The organism is Shewanella sp. Koi 1 (genome assembly GCF_052907445.1).
Genome location: NZ_JBREJM010000001.1, coordinates 2,320,044 through 2,344,890, shown reverse-complemented (window position 1 = coordinate 2,344,890; position 24,847 = coordinate 2,320,044). Strand labels below are relative to the sequence as shown.

The 24,847-nt window shown below is 47.5% G+C and carries 21 protein-coding genes and 2 pseudogenes; 12 read left to right on the top strand and 11 right to left on the bottom strand.

The annotated features are described in order from the left end of the window. Positions 1 to 185 precede the first annotated feature (185 nt). The gene (locus tag ACUZ8J_RS10360; RefSeq protein WP_011622785.1) at positions 186 to 1,619 is read right to left on the bottom strand and encodes a glyceraldehyde-3-phosphate dehydrogenase; all 1,434 of its coding nucleotides are present in this window, start codon (positions 1,617 to 1,619) and stop codon (positions 186 to 188) included. Between the two features lie 206 nt (positions 1,620 to 1,825). Between ACUZ8J_RS10360 and ACUZ8J_RS10355 the strand changes: the two genes are divergently transcribed. Together ACUZ8J_RS10355 and gap are read left to right on the top strand one after the other, a co-directional pair. After that, a complete protein-coding gene (locus ACUZ8J_RS10355; protein WP_446693768.1) occupies positions 1,826 to 2,713 on the top strand; it encodes a DUF2989 domain-containing protein in 888 nt (295 codons plus the stop codon). A gap of 211 nt (positions 2,714 to 2,924) precedes the next feature. Beyond that, positions 2,925 to 3,935 (top strand): type I glyceraldehyde-3-phosphate dehydrogenase, encoded by a 1,011-nt coding sequence (gap, locus tag ACUZ8J_RS10350; RefSeq protein ID WP_011622787.1) that lies wholly within the window; start codon positions 2,925 to 2,927, stop codon positions 3,933 to 3,935. A 125-nt stretch (positions 3,936 to 4,060) separates the two neighbouring features. On the opposite strand, the pseudogene sodC reads toward gap, so the two are convergent. The 6 genes and pseudogenes from sodC to astE form a co-directional block, all read right to left on the bottom strand. After that, positions 4,061 to 4,573, bottom strand: a pseudogene (sodC, locus tag ACUZ8J_RS10345) (superoxide dismutase [Cu-Zn] SodC). 291 nt (positions 4,574 to 4,864) lie between these two features. Continuing rightward, a pseudogene (nadA, locus tag ACUZ8J_RS10340) lies at positions 4,865 to 5,937 on the bottom strand (quinolinate synthase NadA). Between the two features lie 144 nt (positions 5,938 to 6,081). Next, positions 6,082 to 7,677 carry a dihydrolipoyllysine-residue acetyltransferase gene (locus ACUZ8J_RS10335; protein WP_446693767.1) on the bottom strand — a complete coding sequence of 532 codons (1,596 nt, stop codon included), beginning with the start codon at positions 7,675 to 7,677 and terminating at the stop codon, positions 6,082 to 6,084. A gap of 9 nt (positions 7,678 to 7,686) precedes the next feature. Next, entirely contained in the window at positions 7,687 to 8,664 is a 978-nt protein-coding gene (locus ACUZ8J_RS10330) for an alpha-ketoacid dehydrogenase subunit beta (RefSeq protein WP_011622791.1), read from the bottom strand. A 3-nt stretch (positions 8,665 to 8,667) separates the two neighbouring features. After that, on the bottom strand, positions 8,668 to 9,846 hold the full coding sequence (locus tag ACUZ8J_RS10325) for a thiamine pyrophosphate-dependent dehydrogenase E1 component subunit alpha (RefSeq protein ID WP_011717094.1): 1,179 nt from the start codon (positions 9,844 to 9,846) through the stop codon (positions 8,668 to 8,670). 162 nt (positions 9,847 to 10,008) lie between these two features. Next, complete coding sequence (gene astE, locus ACUZ8J_RS10320; protein ID WP_446693766.1) at positions 10,009 to 11,043, bottom strand: succinylglutamate desuccinylase; 1,035 nt, start codon at positions 11,041 to 11,043, stop codon at positions 10,009 to 10,011. Positions 11,044 to 11,321: 278 nt separating this feature from the next. Between astE and msrA the strand changes: the two genes are divergently transcribed. Next, positions 11,322 to 11,825, top strand: coding sequence for a peptide-methionine (S)-S-oxide reductase MsrA (gene msrA / locus ACUZ8J_RS10315; protein WP_446693765.1), 504 nt, complete (start codon positions 11,322 to 11,324; stop codon positions 11,823 to 11,825). Between the two features lie 94 nt (positions 11,826 to 11,919). Here msrA and pgm read toward each other — a convergent pair whose 3' ends face one another. Both pgm and seqA read right to left on the bottom strand, forming a co-directional pair. After that, positions 11,920 to 13,572 carry a phosphoglucomutase (alpha-D-glucose-1,6-bisphosphate-dependent) gene (pgm, locus tag ACUZ8J_RS10310; protein ID WP_446693764.1) on the bottom strand — a complete coding sequence of 551 codons (1,653 nt, stop codon included), beginning with the start codon at positions 13,570 to 13,572 and terminating at the stop codon, positions 11,920 to 11,922. A 70-nt stretch (positions 13,573 to 13,642) separates the two neighbouring features. After that, on the bottom strand, positions 13,643 to 14,194 hold the full coding sequence (gene seqA / locus ACUZ8J_RS10305; RefSeq protein WP_011717098.1) for a replication initiation negative regulator SeqA: 552 nt from the start codon (positions 14,192 to 14,194) through the stop codon (positions 13,643 to 13,645). A gap of 295 nt (positions 14,195 to 14,489) precedes the next feature. Here seqA and ACUZ8J_RS10300 point away from each other — a divergent pair, with 295 nt between their 5' ends. The 6 genes from ACUZ8J_RS10300 to efp all read left to right on the top strand — a co-directional run bounded on the left by ACUZ8J_RS10300 (position 14,490) and on the right by efp (position 18,322). Further along, positions 14,490 to 15,266 carry an alpha/beta fold hydrolase gene (locus ACUZ8J_RS10300; protein WP_446693763.1) on the top strand — a complete coding sequence of 259 codons (777 nt, stop codon included), beginning with the start codon at positions 14,490 to 14,492 and terminating at the stop codon, positions 15,264 to 15,266. Between the two features lie 101 nt (positions 15,267 to 15,367). Then, complete coding sequence (locus ACUZ8J_RS10295) at positions 15,368 to 15,589, top strand: DUF2788 domain-containing protein (protein ID WP_007648263.1); 222 nt, start codon at positions 15,368 to 15,370, stop codon at positions 15,587 to 15,589. Between the two features lie 11 nt (positions 15,590 to 15,600). After that, on the top strand, positions 15,601 to 15,873 hold the full coding sequence (gene ybfE / locus ACUZ8J_RS10290; protein WP_446693762.1) for a LexA regulated protein: 273 nt from the start codon (positions 15,601 to 15,603) through the stop codon (positions 15,871 to 15,873). A 55-nt stretch (positions 15,874 to 15,928) separates the two neighbouring features. Next, entirely contained in the window at positions 15,929 to 16,456 is a 528-nt protein-coding gene (fldA, locus tag ACUZ8J_RS10285; RefSeq protein WP_011622799.1) for a flavodoxin FldA, read from the top strand. A gap of 79 nt (positions 16,457 to 16,535) precedes the next feature. Next, positions 16,536 to 17,717 carry an elongation factor P maturation arginine rhamnosyltransferase EarP gene (earP, locus tag ACUZ8J_RS10280; protein WP_446693761.1) on the top strand — a complete coding sequence of 394 codons (1,182 nt, stop codon included), beginning with the start codon at positions 16,536 to 16,538 and terminating at the stop codon, positions 17,715 to 17,717. 44 nt (positions 17,718 to 17,761) lie between these two features. Beyond that, positions 17,762 to 18,322 (top strand): elongation factor P, encoded by a 561-nt coding sequence (efp, locus tag ACUZ8J_RS10275; RefSeq protein WP_011622801.1) that lies wholly within the window; start codon positions 17,762 to 17,764, stop codon positions 18,320 to 18,322. 253 nt (positions 18,323 to 18,575) lie between these two features. On the opposite strand, the gene ACUZ8J_RS10270 is transcribed toward efp, so the two are convergent. Beyond that, positions 18,576 to 19,958, bottom strand: coding sequence for a Na+/H+ antiporter NhaC family protein (locus ACUZ8J_RS10270; protein WP_011717101.1), 1,383 nt, complete (start codon positions 19,956 to 19,958; stop codon positions 18,576 to 18,578). A gap of 739 nt (positions 19,959 to 20,697) precedes the next feature. Here ACUZ8J_RS10270 and ACUZ8J_RS10265 point away from each other — a divergent pair. The 3 genes from ACUZ8J_RS10265 to ACUZ8J_RS10255 all read left to right on the top strand — a co-directional run bounded on the left by ACUZ8J_RS10265 (position 20,698) and on the right by ACUZ8J_RS10255 (position 24,119). After that, a complete protein-coding gene (locus tag ACUZ8J_RS10265; protein WP_446693760.1) occupies positions 20,698 to 21,912 on the top strand; it encodes a pyridoxal phosphate-dependent aminotransferase in 1,215 nt (404 codons plus the stop codon). Positions 21,913 to 22,165: 253 nt separating this feature from the next. Continuing rightward, a complete protein-coding gene (gene yfbR, locus ACUZ8J_RS10260; protein ID WP_089067750.1) occupies positions 22,166 to 22,753 on the top strand; it encodes a 5'-deoxynucleotidase in 588 nt (195 codons plus the stop codon). 25 nt (positions 22,754 to 22,778) lie between these two features. Further along, positions 22,779 to 24,119, top strand: coding sequence for an anti-phage deoxyguanosine triphosphatase (locus ACUZ8J_RS10255; RefSeq protein WP_374919133.1), 1,341 nt, complete (start codon positions 22,779 to 22,781; stop codon positions 24,117 to 24,119). 70 nt (positions 24,120 to 24,189) lie between these two features. On the opposite strand, the gene ACUZ8J_RS10250 is transcribed toward ACUZ8J_RS10255, so the two are convergent. After that, positions 24,190 to 24,831 (bottom strand): bifunctional 4-hydroxy-2-oxoglutarate aldolase/2-dehydro-3-deoxy-phosphogluconate aldolase, encoded by a 642-nt coding sequence (locus ACUZ8J_RS10250; protein WP_011717104.1) that lies wholly within the window; start codon positions 24,829 to 24,831, stop codon positions 24,190 to 24,192. Between the last annotated feature and the right edge of the window lie 16 nt (positions 24,832 to 24,847).

Sequence of the window (24,847 nt, the reverse complement as noted above, 5' to 3'; positions counted from 1 at the left end):
TGCCCAATATTCAGCCACAGAAATAAAAACTTGCCGATGGAATATCAATTTGATGATTTTCTTTGCAACAACAAGAGCTGAAGTGATGTTATCCAGCCTTATCAACGCAATTTAGGACGGGTCCATGCCATAAAAAAAGCGCCCTACTGGGCGCTTTTCCTTGGACGTTTTTATGTGCGTAGCGATTATGCCGGCAGAGACAGAGTCGTCAGGCCTAACATCGTCTGCATCACACCAACTACTTGGCAGCTGTAACCAAATTCGTTGTCATACCATACGTACAGAATGGCACGTTTACCTTCGGCGATAGTCGCTTGTGAATCAACCACGCCCGCATAGCGAGAACCCACTAAATCGCTTGATACGATTTCAGTTGAGTCTGTGTAATCGATTTGGTTTTGCAATGGTGATTGCAGCGCAGTGTCTTTCAGGTATTCGTTCAATTCATCTTTGTTGGTCTCAGCATTGAGGTTCATGCTGATGATCGCCATAGATACGTTTGGTGTTGGCACGCGAATCGCGTTACCCGTCAGTTTACCCGCTAATACTGGCAGAGCTTTAGCCACGGCTTTAGCCGCGCCTGTTTCAGTGATCACCATGTTTAATGGTGCACTGCGACCACGACGGTCAGCACTGTGGTAGTTGTCGATCAGGTTTTGATCGTTCGTGTATGAGTGAATAGTCTCAACGTGACCATTCTCGATACCGTACTTGTCGTTTACCGCTTTCAGTACAGGTGTGATGGCGTTAGTGGTACAGCTCGCCGCAGACACAATGATATCTTCTGCAGTGATGTCGCCTTCATTCACGCCGTAAACGATGTTCTTGATGGCGCCTTTTGCAGGTGCAGTCAGTAACACTTTGCTCGCACCAGGGCTCTTCAAGTGTAAACCTAGGCCAGCTTCATCTTTCCAAATACCCGTGTTGTCTACCACTAAGGCATCTGTAATACCGTATTTGGTGTAATCCACTTCATCTGGCGAGTTTGCGTAAATAACTTGGATATAAGTGCCGTTAGCGATGATAGCGTTGTTCTCTTCATCCACTTCAACTGAACCGTTAAATGGACCATGAACAGAGTCACGACGCAGTAAGCTTGCGCGTTTTTCTAAATCGCCCTTCTTACCACCACGTAACACGATAGCGCGCAGTCTTAACTTGTTGCTGCGGCCAGTACGTTCGATCAGTAAGCGCGCTAATAAGCGGCCAATACGACCAAAACCATACAACACTACATCACGCGGGGCGATATCATCAGCATGATCAATCGCTGCCGCTAATTCACGTGCCATATAGCTTTCAATTTCGTTGGTATCGGTATGTTCAGCCCAGTATTTAACGGCAAGCTTACCAATATCCACTTTACATTGTTTAACAGCGAGTCTGCTTAAGGCTTGAACAAACGGGAAACTCTCGCGTAAACGTAATTTCTCGCCGACATGACGACGAACTAAACGGTGCGCTTTAATAATCTCAATAGTAGAAGCATTGAGTAATGGCTTACCATAAACCACAACTTCGACGCCTTGGTTACGGTACAACTTGCCCAGCAAAGGTTGCATTGCCTCTGCCATTTCAAAACGTTCTTGCCAACTTTGTAGGTGTTTATCAGCGCTCATTTACAGATCCTTTATCTCACTTTTCAATAAAATATATTGAAAGGTTTGAGTAACATGACGAAAAGACCAATAATCTTATGGAGGTTTTAGGGAAAACCCTGTGTTTTGGTCGGCGCCATTGTAATGAAAACTGACCCAGCTTGCCAGTAAGATATTTTCTGTAAATCTGTAATTTTATTAGAGAAAATTGCATTTTGGAGCGTATTTTGAGACAAAATCTAGTAATAATTACATCATTTACCCTCGCGATAAGCCTTTTCGGTTGTGATAATGGCCGAAATATCGAAACGATTTGTAAAAATAATCCTGAAATTTGTGCCGATTTGCATAAGGATGGATGGTGTTTAACCGAGAAAACCCTGCTGATCCAGAGCCGATTCGACCTATTAGACAACAAAAATCCTACGGGTAAGCAACTTTATCAACAGTTAACTTACCTTGAAGATTACAGCCGTTGTATTGAATTGGCCTCAGGGGTGCAACATATCATCCATACGAATCGCACGGCTGACCGCGCAAGAGCCTTTCGCCTAAGTACAGAAAACCTCAGCCGTCTACAGGAAGAAACCCGCGAACGCCAAGACCCCTTTATGTCTTACTATCAATGGACACGTTTTGCTGACACTGATGCCTTAAACCGACTATTAGCGCAAGAAAATGCTGGTGAAGTCACAGAGCCTTTTCTCTTAGCTCAAATCGCCACCTATTACAGCAATCGAAATGCCATCAAAGCGCAACAACTCTATCTTAAAGTGTTTGCAGAAATTCAATATGCCGACTTTGATCCCAACTGGTTGCTTGGGCTCGCCTCAGCCTATCGTCAAACCCAAGCGTTTGAAAAAACATATATGCTGACCAAAGCGAATTTACTACTTACGCAGCAGAAGTATTCTGAAGATAAGATGCTAGCCTTAATCGGTGGCGACAAGACGCTAGCGGCCAAATTAGATCAATACGCCCAGAACTTAATCGACGCGTTAGAAGATGGCCTCTATTCGACCAGTCCGGTTGCGCTCTGGCTTGCTCCGCCCCAGACGGAGGTCACACCGCCAGCGGCAACAACTGTCGAGCCAGAGAAGCCAAATTCACCTTAACTTACGTTTTGAAGAACGTCGGCAAAATGTTTGCCACCTTGTAATTTTTTACCCAAATACAGCGCTGAAAATGGTGTTTTCGCGAGCAATGTAAAAAAAAACCTAATTTGTTAACCGAATCCCGGCAAAATTGCCGAATTCACTTGACGATAGCTGTCAGTTTGGTAATTTTACTACCAGTTGAATTTTATAATCACCAGAGGGATATGAGATGACTATCCGTGTAGCAATAAATGGTTATGGCCGTATCGGTAGAAACGTATTACGCGCCCTGTATGAAAGCGAAAAAGCTTACCCAATCAAAATTGTTGCCATCAACGATTTAGGCGACGCTTCAATCAACGCTCACCTGACAAAATACGATTCTGTACATGGTCGTTTCAATGCCAAAGTTGAGCATGATGCTGAAGCAATTTATGTCAACGGCGACAAGATCCTCACCTTCCAAGAACGCGATCCAGGTAAATTACCTTGGGGCGACTTACAAGTTGACGTCGTGTTCGAATGTACTGGTATCTTCACTTCTAAAGAATCTGTACAGCCACATTTAGCGGCGGGCGCGAAGAAAGTCATTATATCTGCACCAGGTAAAAACGTTGATGCAACCGTCGTTTACGGTGTGAACAACAATGTGTTGACCGCGGATATGACAGTTATCTCTAATGCCTCATGTACCACTAACTGTTTAGCGCCTTTCGCTAAGCCGTTAAATGACGAAATTGGTATCGAATCAGGTCTGATGACCACCATTCATGCTTACACCAACGATCAACGTTTATCTGACGTATACCACACAGATTTACGCCGTGCCCGCGCTGCAGCACTGTCAATGATCCCAACTAAAACTGGCGCTGCCGCGGCAGTTGGTTTAGTCGTACCTGAATTACAAGGTAAATTTGATGGTTTAGCGGTACGTGTACCGACTGTTAACGTGTCTTTAGTGGATTTATCTTTCATTGCTGCACGTGATACCACTGTTGAAGAAGTTAACGCCATCATCGAACGTGCCGCTGCTGTTGCGCCTCTGAGCGAAGTGTTAGCGGTTAACAAAGAGCCACTGGTGTCTATCGACTTTAACCACAATGCGTTTTCATCTAACTTCGATGCGACTCAAACCCGCGTTAACGGCCGTCTAGTTAAAGTAATGGCATGGTACGATAACGAATGGGGCTTCAGTAACCGTATGTTAGATAACGCGGTTGCGCTGATGAACGCGAAGTAATCATTCTTCTTTATCAAAAAGCCCCGCTCTTGCGGGGCTTTTTTTATACCGATTTCACGGCTCATTAATCCACTGTCGTTACCAATGCGAGTATTTCGCCGCTAACAACTGAATGTGGCGATACATTAATTGATAATACCGCAGGCTACACGCGCACCGCCGCCACCTAAAGGCGCAGGGTGATCGGAATGGTTGTCACCACCGGCATGGATCATGATCGCATGGCCTTTAAGATCACCCATTTTTAAGCGCGGTGCCAGCACGGCCTGGCTAGCAGCACCGTCTGCATCGACAAATAATGGTGGCAGATCGCCTAAATGCCCTTCTCCCCATGGCGTACCGTGGGCCTTCGTGGCGGCAGGATCATAGTGGCCACCTGCCGCGCCAGCAGGGACAATTTTTCCATCCTTTTCCTTTGGATCACAGCTGCCGTTCTCATGTAGATGGAAACCATGTAATCCCGGCATTAAGCCTTTGAGTTATGGCGTAAATACCACTCCATACTGCGACTCAGAAATGGTCACTTGGCCGACACTTTCACCCACGCCCTTTTCGTTGACAAGATTCATTGGCACACTCACGTCTGCAAATGCACTGGCAGCAGACATTGATGCAAGCAGTAACACGATGTTTTTCATACCCTTCTCCATGGTTATCTTATACAAAATTGCATGAACACAGCGCAATGAGTGAACTCACCTACGCTTTGCTATATCAAATTTAGGCCAACAACACCGATCCAGTAAGTAAAAGAGCATGTATTTCTTTAAATTGAAGCATATATGCATCAATGAAGAATGGCGTCTAAAAGTTAGCGCACCTTATTAAGCACATACTTAGCAGCTTAGCTGCTGATCAATTTGAACCGATACAAAAATCCCCGCCAAGTGGCAGGGATTTCATTTTTCGTGAGTGTTATGAACGCTTGATTAAGCGTTGCCTTTCACTTTCATATTCAGTGTCTTAGCGAAATCGAGCATACGGGTCAGCGGGATTAAGGCTTTCACGCGTAAATCTTCATCGACAAAGATTTCGTGAGTCGTTTTGTCGTTGTCACTTAAGGACGCTTCAATCGCCTTTAAGCCATTCATCGCCATCCAAGGACAGTGAGCACAGCTCTTACAGGTGGCACCATTACCGCCAGTAGGCGCTTCAATCAGTGTTTTACCCGGCGCCGCTTGTTGCATTTTATAGAAAATACCGCGATCGGTCGCCACAATAAAACGCTCATTTGCCATGGTTTGCGCAGCTTTAATCAACTGGCTGGTGGAGCCGACAGCATCCGCCATCGCAACCACACTCGCGGGTGACTCTGGGTGCACTAGAATCGCCGCGTCAGGGTAAACACGCTTTAAATCTCGCAGCGCATTGGCCTTAAACTCATCGTGAACGATACAGTCACCCTGCCACATCAACATCTCGGCGCCCGTTTGTTTGGCAATATAACTGCCTAAATGACGGTCTGGGCCCCAAATGATTTTTTTGCCTTCGCTGTCTAAATGCTCAACGATTTCAAGGGCAATACTCAGGTGACCACCCAATCGGCACGGGCTTTTACCGCCGCCGAAGTGTTGGCATAAACGACTACGGTATGATCAGGATGCGCATCACAGAAGGCACTGAATTTATCGATGGGGCAACCTAAGTCCAATGAACAGGTCGCCTCCAAGGTCGGCATCAGAATGGTTTTTTCAGGGCTTAAGATTTTGGCGGTTTCACCCATAAATTTCACCCCGGCGACGATTAACGTCTTGGCGGGATGATCGCGGCCAAAGCGCGCCATTTCGAGTGAGTCAGAAACACAACCGCCAGTTTCTTCGGCCAGCGCTTGAATTTCAGGGTCGGTATAATAATGGGCAACCAATACCGCATCTTTTTCAATCAGCAGCTGCTTGATACGTGCCTTGTAGTCCGCCTTTTCGGCATCGGACAGAGGAATTGGCTTAGGCGGAAACGGATAATCAATAGTTTCGATTGTTGGGGCAAATGGGCTGGGGCTCATAACAAATCCATCAGGATAACAACGTTCGCGAATTATACGTAATTGGGATCAAAAGATTAACCCATTTATGGCCTGCGAATAAAAAAGGACGCTAAATTGCGTCCTTTTTTGCTGGATTGGCTGTAAGTATTGGCTGACAGCCGATTAGCGCATGGCTAACAGCATATCCTGCGGCTGCTCAAGGTATTGTTTCCAAAGGTTACAGAAACGAGCAATGGTGCCACCATCAATAACGCGGTGATCCCCAGACCAACTCACTTGCATGATCTGACGCGCTTCAACTTCACCTTTCGCATTAAAGCGCGGCAAGGTTTGCAACTTACCTAATGCGACAATCGCGACTTCCGGCTTATTGATAATAGGCGTTGCAACTGTGCCACCTAAGGCACCAATATTCGAAATCGAAATCGTGCCTTCTTTAAGATCCGCCGGCGCCACACGGCCGCTGCGCGCAGCACTGGTTAAGCGGGTGATTTCGGCCGCGACCTCGAGGATGCTCTTATCTTGTACATCCTTGACGTTTGGTACCAATAATCCCACCTTAGAGTCGACCGCCATACCGATGTTATGACGCGCCTTGTAGGTGATTTCCGTACAATCAGCATTCACTTGGCTGTTAAGCACAGGGAACTGCGTTAAGGCTAACGACATGGCCTTCATAAAGAATGGCATCATGGTCAGCTTTACTTCGTCGGAGGAATACTTGGCCTTCATGCTTTCACGCAGAGCGACTAAGTCTGTCAAATCAAACTCTTCGCAATAGGTGAAGTGTGGAATGGTCGATACCGATTCCACCATCATTTTCGCCATCACGGCTTTCACGCCACGGATAGGCTCAACAATGTCACCTCGTGCAGCGCTTGCCACTGCGGTAGAAACGGTCGATTGAGCCACAGTTGGGGCAGCAACCACTGGCGCAGCGGCAGGCACAGCGCCACCCTGTGCTTGGAAGCGAGTAATGTCTTCCTTATACACACGGCCATGTTTACCACTACCAGGGACGCGACTTAAATCGATATCTAAGGCGCGTGCCATACGGCGAACGGCTGGACTGGCTAAGGCTTTACCTTGGCGAGCAGGCTCCGAGGACACCGCCGCACAAGTGGCTGGTGCAGTAGTATTCACAGCGGCGGCACTTGCTTCCTGTGCATGGCTGACTGGCGCACTCACGCCACCTTCGACCTCAATCGCAAATAGTGGTGCATGTACTTTCGCTAACTGGCCCTTACGATAGTGCAGTTTAACAATTTTACCCGCTTTGATAGCAGGGATTTGCACTAGGGCTTTATCTGTCATCACATCGGCGATGGGTTGATCTTCAACCACAGTATCGCCTTCTTGGACTAGCCATTCGACCAGTTCACACTCAACAATGCCTTCGCCAATATCGGGTAGCAGAAACTCTTCGACGCTGGTACCCGCCGCGCTGGATTGGCTTGCAGGTGTTTGCGTCGCAGTGTGTGCTTCAGGCTGAGACGCAGCAACAGGTGCAGCTTCGTCGGACTCAATCTGCACGGCATAAAGCGGTGCATGCACCTTAGCGATATCGCCTTTGGCGTAATACAGCTTGGTCACGACTCCCGCAAAAGGCGCTGGAATTTGCACTAAGGCTTTGTCAGTCATCACATCGGCGATGGGCTGATCTTCAGCAATCGTATCGCCCTCTTGCACCAACCACTCGACGAGTTCGCACTCGACAACGCCTTCACCAATGTCCGGCAAAATAAAATCTTTAATCATACCGGACTCCTAGAAGTTCACCGATGCCTTAATGGCTTCAAAGGTTTTGAGCGCATCGGGCATATATTCTTTTTCGTGGACCAGTGGATATGGGGTATCTAGACCACATACACGGCTGATGGGTGATTCTAAATACAAGAAACACTCTTGCTGAATCGTCGCGGCGATTTCACCGGCAAAACCACCCGTTAATGGTGCTTCGTGGTTGATCAGTAAGCGGCCGGTCTTCTTCACAGAATCGGCAACTGTATCTACATCCCAAGGCGCGAGTGTACGTAGGTCGATAATTTCGCAGGAAATGCCCTCTTTTGCCGCCATGTCGGCCGCTTTTTCGATGATTTCCATCTGTGCGCCCCAGGCTACTAAGGTGATGTCTTTCCCTTCACGCACCACTTCAGCTTTACCCAGCTCGATTTCATAATCACCCGCAGGGACTTCACCCACTGAAGCACGGTATAAACGCTTTGGCTCAAAGAACACCACAGGGTTTTTATCGCGAATAGAGGCTAATAATAAACCCTTGGCCTGCTCAGGATTACGTGGCACAACCACTTTTAAGCCTGGGGTTTGGGTAAAATAAGCTTCTGGCGATTGTGAATGATAATGGCCGCCCGCAATACCTCCACCATAAGGTGTACGGAACACTAGGCTTCCCACATTAAATTCATTACCACTGCGGTAACGGAATTTAGCAGACTCGTTCACTATCTGATCGAACGCTGGAAAGATGTAATCGGCGAACTGGATTTCCGCTACGGCGGTCATCCCATTAGAGGCTAAACCGTTGGCAAAACCCGCAATGCCTTGTTCAGTCAGCGGCGTGTTAAAGCAGCGGCTACGACCAAACTTTTCCTGTAAACCTGAGGTTGCGCGAAACACACCGCCAAAGTGGCCAACGTCTTCACCAAATACCACCATGCGCTCGTCAGATTGCATGGCGATAGACAAGGCCTCATTGACGGCCTGTAACATATTCATTTCTGCCACGGCTTATAGCCTCCCTGCACTTTTGGGATAGGATTGCGGATATTTCTTGATGTGTTCTTTAAGTTCACTCAGCTGCTTTTTCAGCGCTGGTGTTGGCTTGTCGTACACATCTTCAATGATCTCATCCAGCATAGGGATAGGTAATTTTTCAGCGACTTTAACGGCGGCTAACACTTCTTCACGGTACTTCTCGTAACGCTGGGCATCATCGGCCTCGGCCAACCAACCTTTGTTGATCAACCATAACTTGAAGCGTTTGACTGGATCGTGTTGCTGCCATTTTGCCTCTTCTTCTTTGGAGCGATAGCCAGAAGGATCGTCAGAAGATGAGTGCGCGCCAAGGCGATAAGTCATGGCTTCAATCAACACGGGGGCATTGTGCTCAATCGCATAGGCACGCGCCTGTTGCGTCGCGGCTAACACCGCCAGCATATCGTTACCGTCGACACGAATGGTGTGCATGCCGTAACCCACACCGCGGCTAGCGATACCGTTACCAGCAAACTGTTCTTCGGTTGGGGTGGAAATCGCATAACCATTGTTACGGCAGAAGAAAATCACCGGGCATTTTAACACCGCAGCCATATTCAAGCCGGCGTGGAAGTCACCTTCAGACGCAGCGCCTTCACCGAAATAACAGACAGCGACATTACGTTTGCCCTGCATTTTCAGGCTATAACCGACACCTGTCGCTTGCGGGATTTGCGTGGCCAGTGGCGATGAAATGGTTTGGTAGTTTAACGCCGCGCAGCCGTAGTGGATTGGCATTTGACGACCTTTACCTAAGTCCTTCTCATTGCTGAACATTTGGTTCATAAACTGTTCAGTCGTAAAACCACGGTAGCGTAGCGCCGCATGTTCACGATATTGCGCGAGGATCACGTCTTCTTGATCAAGCGCCGCGACACTGCCGACGATCGCCGCTTCTTCACCCGTACAGGTCATATAGAAGCTGATCCGTCCCTGACGCTGTGCGCCTAACATACGTTCGTCGAGTACCCGCGTGAATACGCAAGTATCGTAAATTTTGGTGGCTAAGGCTTCATCTATTACAGGCAAAACCGCGGTTTCATAGGTAGTGCCGTCTGCTTGTAGAATTCGAAGGATAGGAATGTGAAGCGATGCCTTATCCAAGAAGCCGACACGGTGCACTGTATCAGTGTTGAGTGTTGCTTTGCTCATATTGTGCTCTTGTTATCTCGTTACGCCATGGAAAATCCACAACGCCTAATTTATACGAATATGCCGGATGAACATTACGTTAACGTAAACTACCTATCAACCGTTGGCACAGTTCAAACGACAACTAATCCCCTGAGGACATGTATATAATGCTTTACAAAACTAGCGAACATCTGGCGCGACTGAAGGGATCAGGCAAATCACAGTGCGATTGCCGATGGGCACCTTAGCATTGGGGAAGACAATCGCTTCAAATTCCTGTTCGACTTTAATTTCCTGCCCACCCTCTCGGGCCAATACAAAGCCTTTCGGGAACGATCGGAAGTTTTCGACATCGGTCGCGAAGGTAAATTCAAAATCATCAAAATGTTTGTTAATCACCCGACACACTTGATACAGATTCACCTTATCCGCTGAGAATGGCTCAAGCGCTAAGGGTTTGTCTGTGATAAGGCGCATAAACATCTCTTGGGCGGCAATAAAACGCGTCATATCGTTTTGGCCCATGGGATACACCTTACCTAATTCAATGGTAAAGGCATCGGCGCCATACTGCTCGGAGGAAAAATAGCTAAAGGTGGTTGTCGGCTCATGGTGAAATAACACAGTATCGACGCCACTGGCAGCTAAAAACATGATTTGCTCGGCGCTGTAAGCACGGCCTGGACGATAGGGATAGATCGCAAACTTTTCGTGTTTTGACGCCCGCATCGCTGTGTGTAAATCATAGTGAATGCGCTGGCGCCCTGCGGCTGCGCCCCTAAAGAAACGGTCGACATAAGCTTCTAATTTTTTTGCTCGCACCCGCTCAGGATTCACTAATCCCGGTGGGTTTGAATGCTCGCCACTAAACAGACGATTCATGTTCTCGTCGATAATGCGAGTCCCGTTATTAATCGCTAAAGGGTTACCAATAAGAAAGAGCGTGCGTTGTTTGGCGATGATTTTTTGTTGGAGAAGCTGTTTGATTAAGGTATTGCAGAGTTCGATGGGGGCGGTTTCATTACCGTGGACACCGCAGGAGAGAATGACATCCTTACCTTGGGCTTGTTCTGGCTCAAAGACGATGACGCCGGTGTCCCACACTTCGACTCGAGTATGTTCCCCTAAGGTGAAACTAAACTCATCCCCGAGTGTTTCAGGATTGGCGAGGGTCAGCGCGAGAAAATCCTTCGAATCTAACAGAGCTTGTAACACAGAATTCTCCTTATAATAGCGTGTTAAAGACGGGTGTGATGGCAATAACTGCCTGTTTCATAGCACTTATCGCAACCCGTCTTAAAAAGCGCATCCATACTAACACAAGTTTTTGGGCCGTTACTCTGTCATTCTGGTCAAACAAGCGCATTTCGCGGCAAAACCACAGCATCTTAGCCGCATTTGGTCGACATAGGATTAATTTTGTCGACACACTTGCTTTTAGGGATGAGTTTTATCACAATCCTTAGCCATCTAGACTTCTATCAGGATTTATCATGGCGTTAGCAACTTTCGGTGCCGGCTGTTTTTGGGGCGTGGAGTATTTCTTTAGACAAGTCAACGGCGTGACCAACGCGACCTGTGGCTATATGGGTGGCAATAACGAAGCGACCACCTATGAGGAAGTCAAAAAAGGCAAGACAGGCCATGCTGAAGTCGTGCAAGTGGAATTTGACCCTGCGATTGTCAGCTACGACGAGTTATTAGATGTGTTTTGGAAGAACCACAACCCCACCACACTCAATATGCAGGGCGGCGATATCGGCACTCAGTACCGCAGTACCATTTTCTTCCATGACCGTGAGCAAAAAGCGACGGCCGAAGCTTCTAAACTGGCCTTTGCCCGCTCGGGCCGCTGGGGATTACGCCACATTGTGACTGAAATTGTACCTTTGCAGCAATTCCATGTGGCAGAGGAATATCATCAAAACTATATCGATAAGAACAACTTACCAAGTTGCCATCTCAGTATTGATCATCACCATTTAGCATCTGCGTGAGCGGCTTGGCTTCTCATCGCTGCAAATAAAAACGCACTCATAGGATTTCCATGAGTGCGTTTTTTATCGGTAAAAAGAATGCTTAACTGCTAGGTCAGGCGCTAAGCGCCTTATCAATCAAGGCCTGTGCGTCCTTAATGATATCGGCAAGATGCTGCTCACTGATAAAGCTCTCACCGTAAATCTTAAATAACGCCTCAGTGCCCGACGGCCGCGCCGCGAACCAACCATTGGCCGTCGTCACTTTAATGCCACCTATCGAGGCGTTGTTACCAGGGGCGTGGGTCAATACGGCATCAATCTTCTCACCCGCCAGCATAGTGGCGTTTAAGGTTTCGGCATTAAGCTTGGCAAATTTGGCTTTGTTCTCAAGGCTGATCGGACTGTCGATACGCTTGTAAAAACTTTGACCGAATTGCGCCACTAATTCTTGATGGCGTTGCCCCGGTGTCTTGCCAGTAACCGCAAGCATTTCGGCCGCAAGCAGTACCAGAATAAAACCGTCTTTGTCGGTACACCACGTCGTGCCATCACGGCGCAGGAACGCCGCGCCAGCACTCTCCTCACCGCCAAATGCAATAGTTGCCTCGGCTAATCCATCAACGAACCACTTAAAGCCGACAGGGACTTCGAGTAATTTTTTGCCATGGAAGGTACAGATTTTATCGATAAGCGCGCTCGATACCAGCGTCTTGCCGATGGCTAACTGCTCGCTCCATTCGGGTCTGTGGGTCAGCAAATAATCAATTGCTACCGCTAAATAGTGGTTGGGATCCATCAGCCCTGTGCCCGGACACACGATGCCGTGTCTGTCGTAGTCAGGATCGTTACCGACACATAAATCGAAGGATTCCTTGTGGGCCAGTAAGCCTGCCATCGCATAGGGTGAAGAACAGTCCATGCGGATCTTGCCGTCTTTATCGAGCGACATAAAGCTAAAGCTTGGGTCGACCTTATCGTTAACTAAAGTGATATCAATGCCATAGTACTTGGCAATCGGCGCCCAATAATGAATACCCGAGCCGCCTAATGGGTCAACGCCCAATTTCAGCTTAGCCTTAGCGATAGCGTGCATATCGACCACATTGACTAAATCCGCGACATAGGGCGTGATCAAATCGATGGCATGCACATAACCCGAGGTTAACGCATCGGCATAAGCCAGCTTATTAACGCCCTTGAGTCCTGCGCGCAGGTAATCATTAGCACGGGACTCAACCCAAGCGGTGATATTGCCTTCGGCTGGGCCGCCATGGGGAGGATTGTACTTGATGCCACCATCCTGCGGTGGATTATGGGATGGCGTAATAATCAAACCATCGCTTAACGCGGCGCCACTCAGCGCCGCTTCACGATTAGCGCAAATAATGGCATGGGACACCACAGGCGTGGGGGTAAAGCCATCATTTTGCTGAATATGCACAGTCACCTTATTGGCCGCTAACACTTCAATCGCCGAAACATAAGCAGCATAAGATAAAGCGTGGGTATCGATACCTAAAAATAGCGGGCCGTCGATATTCACAGATTGGCGATAATCCACCACGGCCTGAGTAATCGTCCAAATATGGTCTTGGTTAAAACTTGCTTGAAACGCAGTTCCGCGGTGACCCGAGGTCCCGAACGTCACACGTTGCTCGGCAGCATCCACATTAGGTTTGATGCTGTAATAATGGCTCATCAGCTTTGGAATATTCACCAGATCCGTCTGACTCGCGGTTTGTCCTGCCCGTTGATGTATTGCCACCTGATCCTCTCCTACTGGAAAATCGGTTATTAAATGGAAACGCCGCATCATTGCGGCGTCGATAAAGGCGTTATACGCGTTCGGCAATGCCGTTGGCGATTTGGGCATCGCAGCCAAATTGCATTAAGGCTTCGACTAAAATCGCCCGTTTTTTGGCGGTGTTATTGTTGGTCGTGACCCAAAATCCGGTATTCCCGATTTCCTTCGGATTAGCGGTAGCACTGGCCTTGAGTAACTCTTCCCGTGAACGCGCAAAATAGAGTCGATCGCGACCTTGGATCTGTAAAATTTGCGAGAATTGCGCTTGGCTCTGTTGGTATAAACTCTCGAGCAAGAATAAGAAACGACCCACGGCGCCTTTTTGCTGCTCTAACTTATGCTCATCCACCAATTGATTGAAATCGGTCGCAGAGACTAAGGTTTCTATCTGAGGTGCTATCTGTGGCTCAGGCGTCGTTGCCTCTAAACTCGGTTGGCTAATGGCCTGTGGCTGCGCCTGTTCAACCGCATCGACGGACAGGCCGAGTAATCGACGGAGAATGTCAGAGGCGCTCTCACCAATACGTTCCGTTTTGCTGGCAATATGACGATAGAGCTCTTCATCCACTTCGATGTATTTCATAACCTTATTATCCTTTGTTATTCGATAGGCTTAACCGAAAAAGTGCACCACAGGCGATCCTCGCAAAGGATCTGTGCGATCGTTGCCTCAGTGTATCTATCTCTATCAATCTGATAAAGCATCATTAATCTAAAAATGCGTGAAATCGCACATCAAATTAGCACAAGCGCGTTAATCGCTGAAAAAGCCAGCAAGTTCGGCGCACTGTGCCTCAAAATCGCCTCAAGACTTGTCAAACTTAACCCATTAGGGGCACAATCCGCAGCACTTTATGTACCACAGCACAGGCGATTCCATGAATTTTGCATCCACAGGTCAAGGAGAAGCAGTCCTCCTTATCCACGGACTCTTTGGCAATTTAGATAATCTTAAGGGGCTAGGACAAGTCCTCGAAGCAAATCATCAGGTTATCCGCGTTGATGTGCCTAATCATGGTTTGAGTGAACATTGGCAGGAGATGGATTACCCAAGCTTAGCCAAGGCCATGGTGGCATTGTTAGATGAACTTGCGCTTGAGCGTGTACACATTGTTGGCCATTCCATGGGCGGTAAAATCGCCATGGCAACCGCCCTTGCCTATCCAGAACGCATCATCAGCATGGTAGCTGCCGATATTGCCCCAGTTGCTTATCAGCCGCGCCATGATGTGGTATTTGCGGCACTCGAAAGTTTGCCACTTGAAGGTCACACTGACCGCCGCTTTGCGTTATCGCATTTATTAGCGGGTGGCATCGATGAACCGACCGCGCAGTTTTTACTCAAAAACCTCCAGCGCACCGACACCGGCTTTCGTTGGAAGATGAACCTGACTGGCTTAAAAAGCTGTTATCCCAACATCATTGGTTGGCCAAATGAAAACCACAAATCGCAGCAAGTCTATAACGGACCGAGCCTTTTTATCCGTGGTGGCGAATCTAATTATGTGACCGCCGAACATCGCGACGAGATCATGCGTCAATTTCCCGCGGCACAGGCCAAAACATTAGAAGGTTGTGGCCATTGGCTACATGCTCAAAAACCAGCGGTGTTTAATCGTATTGTGTCTGAATTTATTGACAAACACTCAGTGTAAATGACAATGATTCTCGACCTAAATCATATAGCCGACACCCTGCTGATGTGATATATTCGCGCCTCTTTTAGCCTTAGAAGACTCTAGAGGACTAAGAAAGTATGTTATCTCAGTACATGGAACAAATTGAAACCATCGGCCTGAACCTGTTTTTTGCCGCGATATTTTTCTTTATCGGCATGGCCATCCACGATGTGCTTAAACAAGGTAATGTGCCGAAATTTGGTCGATTTATTGTGTGGTTAGTGTTATTTCTCGGCTGCGCCGGGTTTATTGCAAAAGGTATTATCCAGATGTCCTGGGAAGGTTCAGGCATCGGTTAAACAATAAGAACATGGCAAAAGAAACAACAGATAGAACAACCATTGACCTTTTTGCCAATGAAAAGCGCCGGGGCCGCCCACGTAGCAATCCTTTGTCCCGTAGCCAGCAACTTAAGGTCAATAAGCGCAACCAGATCCAGCGGGATAAAGCCAAAGGATTAAAGCGAATAGAGTTAAAGGTGTCACAAGATTTATATGACGCCTTGAATGAGCAGGCATTGGCCAGTAACATCAGCCGAAGCCAGTTAATCGAATTAATTCTTCAGCAAAAAATTGAATGCTGAGCAATCGATAGCAGCAAGATTAACGTATAAGTGAACTAGACATAAAGGATAGACAATGGCAACTGTAGGTCTTTTTTTCGGTAGCGACACAGGCAACACCGAAGCTGTCGCCAAGATGATCCAGAAGAAACTGGGTAAGAAAATGGTTGAGGTGAAAGATATCGCCAAGAGCACCAAAGAACAGATCGCAGAATACGACCTGCTGCTGTTCGGCATCCCAACCTGGTATTACGGTGAAGCACAGTGCGACTGGGATGACTTTTTCCCTGAATTAGAACAGATTGATTTTACAGACAAACTGGTTGCTATCTTCGGTTGTGGTGACCAAGAAGACTACGCAGAATACTTCCTCGATGCCATGGGCATGGTGGGCGATATCGTTCAAGCACGTGGCGGTATCATCATCGGTCACTGGCCAACGGCAGGTTATAACTTCGAAGCGTCAAAAGGCTTAGTCGATGATGACCACTTCATCGGTTTAGGCATTGACGAAGACCGTCAACCCGAGCTGACTGAAGAGCGTGTGGATGCTTGGGTTAAGCAAATCTACGAAGAAATGTGCTTAGCCGAGTTCGAAGACTAAGCTCAGTTCCGTAAATAAAGCGGCCGAAACGCCGCTTTTTTTATGTGTGCTCTCCCGATTAATGAAAGCGATACACTCAATGGCAACCACCGCTCCCCACTGGGACATCTTTTGCTGCGTCGTCGATAATTACGGCGATATCGGCGTCACTTGGCGCTTAGCCAAACAGCTGGTCAATGAATATCAGCTCCCCATTACACTCTGGGTCGATGACTTAAACAGCTTCTCGCATATTTTACCGAGCCTTGATCCAAACCAAAGCAGCCAAGTCTTTAATGGCGTCACCATCAATCATTGGACAACGCCCCTGCCCGTGGCATTTGTGCCCGGCGCCGTGTTAATTGAAGCCTTTGCCTGCGAACTGCCTGACGAGGTAAAACAACAACTCATCGCGCTGCACAGCACCACACCGCAAGCGGTGCCTGTATGGCTGAATTTAGAATATTTAAGCGCCGAAGACTGGGTCGATGGCTGCCATGGGCTACCCTCGATGCAGGCAAGCGGCATCAAAAAGTATTTCTTTTTCCCGGGTTTTACCCCAAAGACGGGTGGGCTGATCTGTGAACGGGAGTTATTTGCCGAACGCGATGCATGGCAACAGGATAGCGCCAATAAACTGCAATTATTTGAGCGCCTTGGTCTTAAGGATATTCAGGCGCAAGATACTGTCTACAGTGTCTTTAGCTATGAAACTGATTCTCTGCCGGCCTTGTGTGAGCTCTGGCAAGCCAGTGCAACAAGCGATGCCAAAATCCATGTGCTTATTCCCAAGGGACGCAGCTTAAACAGCTTACAACACTTATTACCCTGCAAGGTTGAGGCGCTCAGCCTCGGACAGCAAATTAAGCTAGGTCATTTGACCCTGCATATCTTGCCGATGACAGACCAACAAGGGTTTGACCGCCTGCTGTGGAGCTGCGACTTTAATATTGTCCGCGGAGAAGACAGCTTCCTGAGGGCGCAATGGGCCGCAAAACCCTTCATTTGGCATATTTATCCGCAAGAAGATGATTATCATCTAATAAAATTAGAAGCTTTTATCCAACTTTACTGCGATAATCTGCCCCCTGATATTGCCGACACTTGGTCTAGATTGAATGTTGCATTTAACCAAGGCGAGCAATCTGCCGTGAAAACTCACTGGCAAAACCTAAATCCTGTCAGTTTGCCACTCTTGCAACATGCTAAAGATTGGCCAATTGACGCAATAAATGCTGCAGATCTTGCGACTCGGCTAGTCCAATTCGTCAAAAAAAGCTAAGATGCTGCGCTGAAATAGAAAATCGACATATAGGAAATTGTGTAATGAAAACTGCTCATGAAGTCCGTCCTGGTAACGTGATCATGTTTGAAGGCAGCCCATGGGTTGTACAGAAAACAGAAACAACTCGTTCTGGCCGTAACGCTGCCATCGTTAAGTTAAAGCTGAAAAACTTACTGCTTAACTCTGGTACTGAAACCACTTTCAAAGGTGAAGATAAGATTGACGATATTATCCTAGATCGTCTGGATTGTACTTATTCTTACTTTGCTGATCCTATGTACGTGTTCATGGATGCAGAATACAACCAATACGACGTAGAAGCTGAGAACTTAGGTGATGCAGCGGCTTACATCGTTGACGGTATGGAAGAAACTTGCCAAGTAACTTTCTACGAAGGCAAAGCAATTTCTGTTGAAATGCCAACCACTATCGTACGTGAAGTGATCTACACTGAGCCATCTGCTCGTGGCGATACTTCAGGTAAAGTGATGAAGCCAGCAACTATCACTGGCGGCGGTACAATCAGCGTGGCTGACTTCGTTAAGGTTGGCGACAAGATTGAAATCGACACTCGTACTGGCGAATTCAAGAAGCGCGTATAATCGCCCTTCCTACTCCCAGATAAAAAAGCCAGTGCCTGCACTGGCTTTTTTATTGCCTCGAATTTGATGCTTCTAACGGTTTGCAGCGGACAGTTATCACATGGAATTGGGTATCGAGGTAAACAGCGAAGAGTTCTTTAGTAAACCGAGCCAGTCAACACGCTCAATAAACGTTAGCAATAAACATTGGCAATAAACGTTGGCAATAAAAAAACCAGCCGTAGCTGGTTTTTTATATTTACTGCATCGCAGCTTAGGCAATCAAGATAAAGCCAAAGAACGCAATCACAGCGGCAATTAACGCATAGGGTAACTGAGTCACCGCATGGCTCACTAAGTTACAACCAGAGCCTTGTGCGGCCAATACGGTTGAATCTGAGTAGAAACACGCTTGGCTACCAAATGATGATGCCGACAGCAGCGCACCAATCACCAGTGGAATATCCGCACCAACCGATTGCGCCAATGGCATCACAATTGGAATGGTCACCGCAAAAATACCCCAACTTGAACCCGTCGCAAAAGCAAGGATCGCCATAGAGAGGAATACTACCGCTGGCAACATCTTAGGCGTCATGAATGGGCTCAATGATTCAATCACATATTGTGGCAGCAGCAGCGCATCACACACATCCTTAAACACGAATGCGGCGATCACGGTACCAATGGCGGGCAACATGCTCTTAAAACCATCGATCATCTGATCCATCATCTCTGACAGTGGCATTAAACGTTGCACCGCATAGTAAGGCAACGTGATAACTAATGTCGCTAATAAGCCCTTCCACACGTCGATATCAAAATAAACGGTAAAGGCAACCAGTAGCAGAATAGGCACCAAGAAGTTGTGCAGCTTGCCCTGATTGTCGGCATGCTTAAACTCTTCTTCAATCGCAGCAATCGCGTATTCGTCAGAGGTTTGTACCTGGTCTAAATCGACTTGCGCCTCAGCAGGTTCACCCTGGGCGGCGCGCAGCTGGGCTTTTTTCATCGGACCAATGGCAGGCACAACACCTAACACCACCAGTAACACCATGGCTACGGCTAACCAAGCGTAAAGCATGTAGGGGATCGCCTGCATATATACGCTAATGCCCTGACCTTCTGCCGCCACACCGTTATCGACCAGCAAGCCACCAAAGAATACTGCCCAGGTGGATAATGGCACGAGCACGCACACTGGTGCTGCGGTAGAGTCAACCACATAGGCCAGCATTTCACGGGACACTTTAAACTTATCGGTCACACGCTTCATGGTTTCACCCACGGTTAACGCGTTCAAATAGTCATCGATAAAAATCACAATCCCGAGAATAAAGGTCATAAACAGGGAGGATTTAGGGCCTTTAGCAAATTTCAGTGCGTTTCGACCAAACGCCAGTGCACCACCAGTACGCACTAACAGGGCAATTAACGCACCAAAACAACCACACACTAAAATCAACCAACCGATGGTTTCATCGGCCATGACTTTTAATGAAGTACTGGCGAAATTATTTAAGACTTGCGACGGATCGAGTAACAGAAAACCAGTTACCGCACCAATGATCAGAGAAAGAATGGGGCGGCGTAACCAAATGGCCAACACCAATACCACCAGAGGTGGAATAAGACTTAACGCTGTCGGTTCAGACATGCACTTAGGTCCTCTAAATAAGTTGCCTAAAGGCAAAAGTTTTTAGAACAGCGCCTGAAATCACCTCGATAACGGACGCCAATATTGCTGCTTCATGATGACTAACTCCGCTGATAAAACCTGCTAAAAGCTTGTTATCTTAGGTGCCTTGCCAAAAACATCGCGCAGAAAATAAAGCGCATCGAATATCGAGTCAACCATAAATTTATGCTAACCATAAATAATTTTTAATACTGAAATAAGAATTGATATATCTGCCTGATTTTAAATGACTTTTAACCAGTTAAAAGAAATCTTTATTTGACCTTAAATGCTTAATAAGCATTCAGTTAATCTGCCTAAATATCAAAAAATCGCTGAACACCCGATAAAACCGCATTAACTAAAATCACCACTAGTAAATCAGCGGTTAAGCAAAAACTGATTAACAATTTCATTAACATTTAACCGCTGAATGGATTTTCAGTTTCAAAAAAAGCGAGCACAAGCTCAAGCAAGCCACTTGATAGTCGCAAAGGCTGACCCCATCAAAACCAATAGTGTATTAGCTTGATATTTTGCTCATACTCAGCATTTAAAACTTGTTTTAATTTATTTAAAGCTTGGTTAAAGCATATTTAACTGGCGAGTTTGATGAAAAAAACTTGTTATTTGTGCTCAAGCCCCCTTCCTTAAGCCAAATAATTTCGTTATGGTGCACAAACTTAAGCCTAAATTAACTGCATGTTTCGAGGTGTAAATGCGCCCTATCATCAAGTCCAACAAGTTGGATACTGTTTGCTACGACATCCGCGGCCCAGTGCACAAGGAAGCCAGACGTTTAGAAGACGAGGGACACCGCATCCTCAAACTCAACATTGGTAACCCCGCCCCCTTCGGTTTTGAAGCGCCGGAAGAAATTGTGCGCGATGTGATCCTCAATCTTCCCAGCGCCCAAGGCTACTGTGAGTCGAAAGGATTATTCTCTGCCCGCAAGGCGATTGTGCAGCATTATCAAGCGCAGGGCATTAAAGGCGTCGATATTGAAGATGTCTATATCGGTAATGGTGTGTCAGAGCTGATTATGATGGCCATGCAGGGCTTATTAAACACCGATGATGAAGTGCTTATCCCCTCGCCCGACTATCCGCTATGGACCGCCGCGGCAAATTTAGCCGGCGGTAAAGCGGTACATTACCGCTGTGATGAAGAGGCGGATTGGTTCCCAGATCTTGATGATATTAAGAGCAAAATTTCGTCTCGTACCCGTGGTATAGTGTTGATTAACCCAAACAACCCAACGGGCGCTGTCTACAGTAAAGCACTATTACTGGCCGTGATTGAGCTTTGCCGCGAGCACAACTTGATCCTGTTTGCCGATGAAATCTACGATAAGATTTTATACGACGAGGCCAAACATATTCCGGCCGCGAGTCTTTCTGACGATATCTTAACCGTGACCTTTAATGGTCTTTCAAAAGCCTATCGCGCAGCAGGCTTTCGTGTCGGTTGGATGATGTTGTCTGGCAATCTTAAGGCAGCCAAGAGTTATATCGAAGGTTTAGAGATGCTCTCCTCGATGCGCTTGTGTGCCAACGTGCCGAATCAACACGCGATTCAAACCGCGCTCGGCGGTTATCAAAGCATTAATGAGCTGATTTTACCTAGCGGCCGCTTAACGGTTCAGCGCGATACCTGTTATGAGTTATTGAACCAAATTCCCGGTGTGAGCGTGAAAAAGCCCAAGGGTGCACTGTACGCCTTCCCCAAATTGGACATGAAGAAGTTCAATCTCAGGGATGATGAACGCTTAGTACTCGATTTGCTCAGGGATAAAAAAATCCTCCTCGTGCACGGCAGCGCCTTTAACTGGCCAGAGCCAGATCATCTCAGAGTGGTATTTTTACCCTATAAGGAAGATTTAACTAAAGCATTGACAGAGTTTGGCAATTTCCTCGAGACCTACAAACAATAATGTTTTAGTCTCACCGCCAAGATGACCATTAGGTTAACCTCGACTAAAGCGATCCTCTGGGTCGCTTTATTTTTGCTGTGCGTAAAAACTCTTCAATCATTCCACTCACTTATCTACCTTGCCTGTGTTAGGCTAAAGCTTCATCGCCGTACTTTTTATGCAGTATTTTTAAGCCGTATTTTTAAGCCACGCTTCACGCCAATTTACCTCGAGTTGAGTGTTATGCGGTCCGGCATTCATATAAAGGAGCATTATGAGTCATTTATTTGCCCACCTCGCCCGAATGAAACTTATCCAGCGCTGGCCCTTAATGTACAACGTGCGCACCGAAAACGTTCAAGAGCATTCACTGCAAGTTGCCATGGTCGCCCATGCCCTAGTTATTATCAGTAATAAGAAATTTGGCACCACGCTCGATGCCCATCAGGCAACCAGTTTAGCGATTTTCCATGATGCCAGTGAGATTTTAACTGGCGACTTACCGACTCCGGTAAAGTACTTTAATAAAGAAATCGAAGCCGAGTATAAGAAGATTGAGGCCATTGCCGAGCAACGCATGCTCGATATGGTACCCGATGAATTTAAAGAGGATTATCGCAGCCTGTTTATTAGCGATTACGCCGATCCGATTTACAAAGCCATAGTCAAATCCGCCGATACCCTGTGCGCTTACCTTAAATGTCTAGAGGAAAACCGCGCCGGCAACACCGAATTTAATACCGCGCGTAAACGACTCGAAGCCATGCTGGCGGCCAATCCCGATCCGGCGGTGAAATATTTTATGGATTGCTTTGTGCCAAGTTTCACCTTGAATTTAGACGAAATTAACAAGATGTTGTGATGTATCACTCTCGCTAGGAATGCATATGAGCTCAAGTGTTTGGCAAGAACGCCGCCATGGCGAAGATAAACAAAGACGTAATGATCATCGAAGCCCTTTCCAAAGGGACAGAGCAAGGATCCTCCACTCCGCAGCTTTTCGCCGCCTACAGGCCAAAACCCAAGTGCTTGGGGTAGGCATGAATGATTTTTATCGCACGCGCTTAACCCATTCACTCGAAGTGTCTCAAATCGGCACTGGCATTGCGGCGCAGCTCAGCCGCAAGTATCCCGAGCATAAGCCCTTATTAGGCTCGATGAGCCTGCTCGAATCCCTCTGTCTAGCCCATGACATTGGCCATCCACCCTTTGGCCATGGCGGTGAAGTCGCGCTCAACTATATGATGCGCCACCACGGCGGCTTTGAAGGCAATGGCCAGACGTTTCGCATCCTCTCGAAACTTGAACCCTACACCTTAGATTTTGGGATGAACCTATGCCGCCGTACTATGCTCGGCATTTTAAAATATCCCGCGCCGCAATCACTGCTATTTGTGCCGGGATCACATCCTGAAATCACCAATCACAGACAGCTCAAACCGTCACAATGGCCGCCTGTTAAAGGCATATTCGACGATGATAGCGACATTTTCGATTGGGTACTGGAACCCTTATCCGTTGCCGATAGAGCGCGCTTTACCTCCGTTCAGCCGAGCCTGCAGCCAAACTACCCGCATCTACGCACTCAGTTTAAATCCTTCGATTGCTCGATTATGGAACTGGCGGACGACATCGCCTACGCGGTGCACGATCTTGAAGATGCGATTGTCATGGGCATAGTCACCGCCTCGCAATGGCAACAGGATGTGGCGCCGACACTTAAGCACAGTGGCGATCCTTGGATCCGCCAGGAGCTTGCCGATATCGGCACTAAGCTCTTCTCCCACGAACATCATCTGCGAAAGGATGCCATCGGCACCTTAGTAAATGGCTTTGTCACCGCCATAATCATCAACGACGATCCAACCTTCGAGGAACCGTTGCTGCGGTTTAATGCCAGCCTCGAACCCGAATTTGCTAATGCGCTCAATGTGCTAAAGCAGTTAGTGTTTAAATACGTTATCCGTAAACCCGAGATCCAGATGCTGGAATACAAGGGCCAACAGATAGTGATGGGACTCTTCGAAGCGTTCGCCTCGGATCCGGAGCGGTTATTACCACTCAATACCCAAGAACGCTGGCGCACCAGTGAGCAGCAAGGCCAAAACAGCCACAGGGTGTTGGCAGATTATATTTCTGGCATGACGGATGAATTTGCCGGACGACTGTACCAGCAGTTGTTTAGCCCCAAGGCTGGCTCCAACGTGGAACTCAGCAAAGAGATGTAGCGATGAACAGGCAATAAAAAACCACCTTGCGGTGGTTTTTTATTATCAGTGCGTTCTGCAAGTAAACGGCTTAGAGTCCGCCAATCGCATCTTTACACAATTGGGTGATACGCGCCCAATCGCCCTGCTCCATTGCATCCGTTGGGGCAATCCAGCTGCCGCCGATACAATCCACATTTTTCAGCGCTAAGTAATCTTTATAGCTGCTTGGCGTAATTCCACCCGTTGGGCAGAAACGGATATCCGCTAATGGGCCAGAGAATGCTTTTAGCGCATCCACACCGCCCGAAGCTTCCGCTGGGAAGAATTTAAAGTGAGTGTAACCGAGCGCCATGCCCGTCATCACTTCGGAGATGCTGGCAACGCCTGGGATCAAAGGCACAGGGCCTTGCATACCCGCTTTAAGCAGCTCGACCGTCGCCCCTGGGGTGATAATAAATTGTGCACCGGCAGCAATCGCCTGATCGAGCTGGGCTTCATTTAAAATGGTACCCGCGCCAACAAGTGCCTCAGGCACTTCTTGGGCGATCTTAGTGATAGCGTCGAGGGCGCATGGAGTACGTAATGTCACTTCCAAAACGCTGATCCCGCCAGCAACTAAGGCTTTAGCCAACGGCACCGCATGTTCAATCTTGTTAATGACCATAACAGGAACAATAGGGCTGCGTTTAAAAATATCTTGTGGTTGTAATGACCAGTTATTCTCAAGCATTGCGGTATTCTTCCTT